The sequence below is a fragment of the Zhongshania sp. genome (genome assembly GCF_041623545.1).
Taxonomy (GTDB): domain Bacteria; phylum Pseudomonadota; class Gammaproteobacteria; order Pseudomonadales; family Spongiibacteraceae; genus Spongiibacter.
This window is the reverse complement of sequence record NZ_JBFJWS010000242.1, coordinates 1-4,922: the sequence shown is the minus strand read 5'-3', so window position 1 is coordinate 4,922 and position 4,922 is coordinate 1. Positions and strand designations below refer to the sequence as shown.

The following is a 4,922-nucleotide window of genomic DNA, read 5'->3' as shown; positions in this document are numbered from 1 at the left end:
TAATTTTAAGCCGGTGCCAACACCGCTGAGCTGCCATTTAATGATTTGCGGCGAATAATCTGGCTGCGCAAAAATAGAACCGGTATTGCCATCACAAAAATTAGCGATGCCAGTCACTGCTTCGCTGCCAACACAAGGAATACTTGGACCGCGATCAGTAACCGTATAAAAAACATCATTGCTTTCGCCGATTGGCCGAAAAGCGCCACTGCCAATCGCCAAAGAAAGGCTCTTGGTATTACCGGTAACTGCGCCCTTGGAAAACTCGACGCTACCCAAGGATTCATTGACGATAAACTGCCGCGAATTAGGCTCCGTACCACGAAAACCTCTGTTGTTATTCCTATCGCCGCTACACGCACTGGTGGCAATGATGCCGATGGCGAGCGACAGCGCCCAGAATTTACGTCCGTACATCTGCGGTTCAAAAATCATCAATAGCATCCCAATTTGCAAATTCAGGCCAGCGCCAACACGCATACCGGCGGTTTGACAATGCAGCTGATGAATTGAGAATCAGGCACCGTCACGGAAATTAATAATTTAAATCAAAGGCCCCTAATTAAAAGCCCCTTAAATCAAAAAGGGGCTGTAACCGCCCCTTTCTTTAACGAATAAATTACAGCTGAGAGCGGCCTTTATTCGCGGCAATACGCAGGCGCAGGGCATTTAGCTTGATAAAGCCTTCTGCATCTTTTTGGTTATAGGCGCCAGCGTCATCTTCAAAGGTCGCAATTTTCTCGTCAAAGAGCGAATTGTCAGACTTGCGACCCACTACGACCACATTTCCTTTGTAGAGTTTCAAGCGCACAACACCGTTAACGAAACCCTGGGACTCATCGATGGCCGCCTGTAGCATACGGCGTTCTGGGCTGAACCAATAGCCGTTATAGATGAGTTTTGCGTAACGAGGCATTAATTCATCTTTCAGGTGCGCCGCTTCGCGGTCGAGGGTAATCGATTCAATGGCGCGGTGAGCGCGCAGCATAATAGTGCCACCGGGGGTTTCGTAACAGCCCCGCGACTTCATGCCCACATAGCGGTTTTCAACCAAGTCCAAACGGCCAATACCATTGTCGCCACCAATTTTATTCAGTGTCGCCAGCATCGTCGCTGGGCTGAGCGCCTCGCCATTCAAGGTCACTGGGTCGCCATTTTCATAGCCGATCTCGATATAGGTCGGGGTATCTGGCGCCGCTTCCGGACTAACTGACCAACGCCACATGTCTTCTTCTGGCTCCCAGTACGGGTCTTCCAGATTGCCGCCCTCGTAGGAGATGTGCAGCAGGTTGGCGTCCATTGAGTACGGCGATTTTTTCTTCTTACCGGCAAAGTCGACCGGAATATTGCGCTCGGCGCAGTAGGCCATTAAGGTTTCGCGGGACGTCAGGTCCCACTCGCGCCAGGGCGCAATGACTTTAATGCCGGGCTTCAATGAGTAAGCTCCCAGCTCAAAGCGAACTTGGTCATTGCCTTTGCCCGTTGCGCCGTGGGAAATTGCATCGGCGCCGGTTTCATTGGCTATTTCGATTAAACGCTTGGCGATCAGCGGACGGGCGATTGAGGTGCCCAATAAATACTCGCCCTCGTATATCGCATTGGCGCGGAACATGGGGTACACGAAATCCCGCACATACTCTTCGCGCAGGTCGTCGATGTAGATCTCTTGCACACCCAAGGCTTTGGCCTTAGCGCGGGCCGGCTCCACTTCTTCACCCTGACCGATATCGGCGGTAAAGGTCACCACTTCACATTTGTAGGTATCTTGCAGCCACCTGACAATCACTGAGGTGTCTAGGCCACCTGAATAAGCCAAGACTACTTTATTGATATCCGACATTTAACACTCCGCTGAAGCCCCCGCAAAACGCTGTGCCTGCGGGATTAAAAAAAGACCGCCATTTTAGCGGTCTTTGCCCCGCTACGCCATGCTAGCTTGCGCGTTCCGGCCAGATCGGGCAAAAAGCGGTAAAACTGTTGAAATCTCTGCACTCTGGGCTATTGACTGCGGGCCTATTGCTGGAAAAAAATAGCGCCAATTCAACATTCCGACGGAAGCCCCCCTCGCCGTGCTAGAGATTAACGCTGTTTCCCGTAGCTTCGGCGATTTTGTCGCGCTCGATAATGTCAGTCTGCAGATCCAAGCAGGTGAGTTTTTCACCCTTCTGGGCCCCTCTGGCTGCGGCAAAACCACCTTGTTGCGCCTAATTGCTGGCTTTGACCAAGCGGACAGCGGCCAAATTCTGCTCGACGGCAAGTCGCTTTGCGCCTTGCCGCCAGAATTGCGCCCAGTGCACACGGTGTTTCAGAGCTATGCCCTATTCCCACACATGACCGTGGCTGAGAATATTGCCTTCCCCCTGCGCATGGCCAAAATGAGCAAGGCTGAAATCGCTCACCGCGTGGCCGAGGTACTTGACGATGTACGCCTGCCCGACAAGGCGAATCATTACCCAGACGCCCTTTCCGGCGGCCAAAAGCAACGCATTGCCATTGCCCGCGCCTTGGTAAACCGGCCACGCCTGCTACTTTTAGACGAACCGCTATCGGCACTGGACGCAAAATTACGAGAGCAAATGCAGATTGAGCTGATCAACCTGCAAAAAGAAGTCGGCATTACTTTCGTGTACGTTACCCACGACCAAGGCGAAGCCCTTGCGCTTTCACACCGCATTGCAGTGATGAACAAGGGGGAGATCAGCCAGGTCGACGAGCCATCAGTGCTCTACAGCTACCCAGATAATCGCTTTGTTGCGGATTTTATCGGCCAATGCAATATTCTCGACGCCAAAGCTGTTAGCAGCAACGAGCAAATCGTGAACATTTCAATCCCAGGCCTTGGCGAAATTGCCACCACCGCCAATCCGGAAATCACCTTTAAGGTGGGCGACAGCTGCGCTCTCACTCTGCGCCCCGAAAAAATTCGCCTTGCCGCCAACCTCGATGTCGAGAGCGACGAAGTGCTGTTCAGCGGCAAGGTTCACGACATGCTCTATTTGGGGGATGTCACGGTCTACATCATTGAGCTTGCCAATGGCGTTCTCATCGAGGCCATGCTGGCCAACGATGCCCCCGGCCGCGCCCGCTTGTTCGACACCGGCGATGCCGTACAAATTGCCTGGCGCACCGACGCCGGCCACTTGGTACCGTAGGCCGTGCATAATTTAATGAATCGCGCAGCGCGCCTGCGCAACAATCTAATGGCCCTGCCACCAGGGCTCTACTTGCTGCTATTTTTTGCAGTGCCCAGCCTCATGATGCTGTTCGCCTCCTTTCGCTACCCCGGCGAATACGGTGGACTTGCGCCGTGGTACTATCTAGAAGATGGCGAATTCACTCTCGATTTCACACTAGAGAACTGGCTGCGCCTATTTGAGTCAGGGATTTATCTCGGCCTACTCTTTAAATCACTGGGCTATGCCTTAATCACCACCGCCATCTGCACCCTAATGGCCTACCCCTTGGCGCTGATGATTGCCCGCAGCAACAAACGGCTTCGCGACCTTTTGCTGCTCTTGGTGATTTTGCCTTTTTGGAGCAATTTTCTGGTGCGCATCTACGCCTGGATGATAATTTTCAGCCCCCAAGGCGCGCTCACCGCGGGACTCAACTACATTACAGCCGCCCTCGGCCTTGAGCCCATCACTTTAATTTTTAGCAGTACGGCGGTAATTACCTGCCTCGTTTATGTGCACCTGCCCTTTATGATTTTGCCGTTGTACGCCAATTTGGAAAAGCACGATAGCCGCCTACTGGATGCCGCCCAAGACCTCGGCGCCAATCGTTTTCAATGCTTTTGGCTAATCACATGGCCCCAATCCCTGCCCGGTATTTATGCTGGCGCAATCCTAGTGTTTATTCCTTCGCTGGGTATATTCGCCATACCTGATCTACTCGGCGGCACCAACGGCATCATGATAGGCAACGTCATCAAGCAACAGTTTGTCGAATCCCGAGACTGGCCCTTCGGCAGCGTATTATCACTGGTCTTAACCGGCATCACCCTACTCCTCGTACTTTTGGCCGCCAAATTGGGCAAAACTGGGGGCACCAGCAATGGCAAATAATCGGCCCAGCAAAACCCTGCTCGGCGCAGGCGCCCTCGTATATTTATTTCTCTACGTACCACTGGTCGTCGTCGTGGTATTTTCATTTAACGACTCCAAACTCAATGCCGAGTGGGTGGGCTTTACTTGGAAATGGTACGAAAAGCTCATTCACAACGAAGGGATTCTACGGGCGGCGGGCAACTCCCTGATCATTGCCGTCATCAGCGCCGCCATGGCCACGGTACTCGGCACCCTAGCCGGTCTAGCGATGCATCGCGGCCGTCAAAAATTGCTGCCCGCGCTGGTGCTCGGACCCATCGCCATGCCCGATATATTAATAGGCGTAAGCCTGCTCCTGATGTTTATTCTGCTCAACGTCACCTTAGGCACAGTGTCGATCATCCTCGCCCACGTCAGTTTTTGTATTGGCTTTGTCGCCTTGGCAGTACAATCGCGACTGGCCGGCATGGATCAAAGTTTAACTGAAGCCGCCCGCGACCTAGGCGCCAGCCCGTGGCAGAGCTTTAGACTAATCAGTTTGCCACTACTCATGCCTGGCATTGTTGCCGGCGCACTGATGGCCTTTACATTATCTATTGACGATTTTGTGATTACCTTCTTTACTGCCGGGGTAGGTAGCTCCACTTTGCCGCTGGAGATCTATTCAATGGTTAAAATTGCGGTTACCCCAGAAGTTAACGCGATATCAACCCTGCTGATGCTGGTCACGCTGATACTAATCACTGCACTATCAAAAATTTCGCCGGCGGCTTTGCGGCAATAACCCCCACCCTTCGAGAAGGACGCTATCGTGAAAAAGTTACTTTGCTGTTTTGTGCTGTGCCTTTCGCAATTTGCCTTGGCTGATAAAGC

At 52.7% G+C, this 4,922-nt stretch carries 5 protein-coding genes; 3 read left to right on the top strand and 2 right to left on the bottom strand.

Annotated elements, in window-relative coordinates; all coding sequences use genetic code 11:
• Both ABYT30_RS15505 and ABYT30_RS15500 read right to left on the bottom strand, forming a co-directional pair.
• A partial coding sequence (locus tag ABYT30_RS15505; protein ID WP_373097406.1) for a hypothetical protein occupies window positions 1-435 on the bottom strand: 435 nt, incomplete at its 3' end.
• Window positions 436-619: 184 nt separating this feature from the next.
• Window positions 620-1,840: an argininosuccinate synthase gene (locus ABYT30_RS15500; RefSeq protein WP_008251863.1), complete on the bottom strand. Its 1,221-nt coding sequence runs from the start codon at window positions 1,838-1,840 to the stop codon at window positions 620-622.
• Window positions 1,841-2,069: 229 nt separating this feature from the next.
• Here ABYT30_RS15500 and ABYT30_RS15495 point away from each other — a divergent pair, with 229 nt between their 5' ends.
• Genes ABYT30_RS15495 through ABYT30_RS15485 form a run of 3 tightly spaced genes read left to right on the top strand, consistent with a single transcriptional unit; the run spans window position 2,070 to window position 4,833 of the window.
• Window positions 2,070-3,152, top strand: coding sequence for an ABC transporter ATP-binding protein (locus ABYT30_RS15495; RefSeq protein ID WP_373097405.1), 1,083 nt, complete (start codon window positions 2,070-2,072; stop codon window positions 3,150-3,152).
• 15 nt (window positions 3,153-3,167) lie between these two features.
• Window positions 3,168-4,067: an ABC transporter permease gene (locus ABYT30_RS15490; RefSeq protein ID WP_373097403.1), complete on the top strand. Its 900-nt coding sequence runs from the start codon at window positions 3,168-3,170 to the stop codon at window positions 4,065-4,067.
• Window positions 4,057-4,833, top strand: coding sequence for an ABC transporter permease (locus tag ABYT30_RS15485; protein ID WP_373097402.1), 777 nt, complete (start codon window positions 4,057-4,059; stop codon window positions 4,831-4,833). Before ABYT30_RS15490 ends, ABYT30_RS15485 begins: the two co-directional genes overlap by 11 nt.
• Window positions 4,834-4,922 lie beyond the last annotated feature (89 nt).

What these genes read in the sequence shown, in the direction of transcription:
- ABYT30_RS15500 (WP_008251863.1), bottom strand. Translation starts at nt 1,840, where the DNA reads ATGTCGGATATCAATAAAGTAGTCTTGGCTTATTCAGGTGGCCTAGAC.
- ABYT30_RS15490 (WP_373097403.1), top strand. Translation starts at nt 3,168, where the DNA reads ATGAATCGCGCAGCGCGCCTGCGCAACAATCTAATGGCCCTGCCACCA.
- ABYT30_RS15485 (WP_373097402.1), top strand. Translation starts at nt 4,057, where the DNA reads ATGGCAAATAATCGGCCCAGCAAAACCCTGCTCGGCGCAGGCGCCCTC.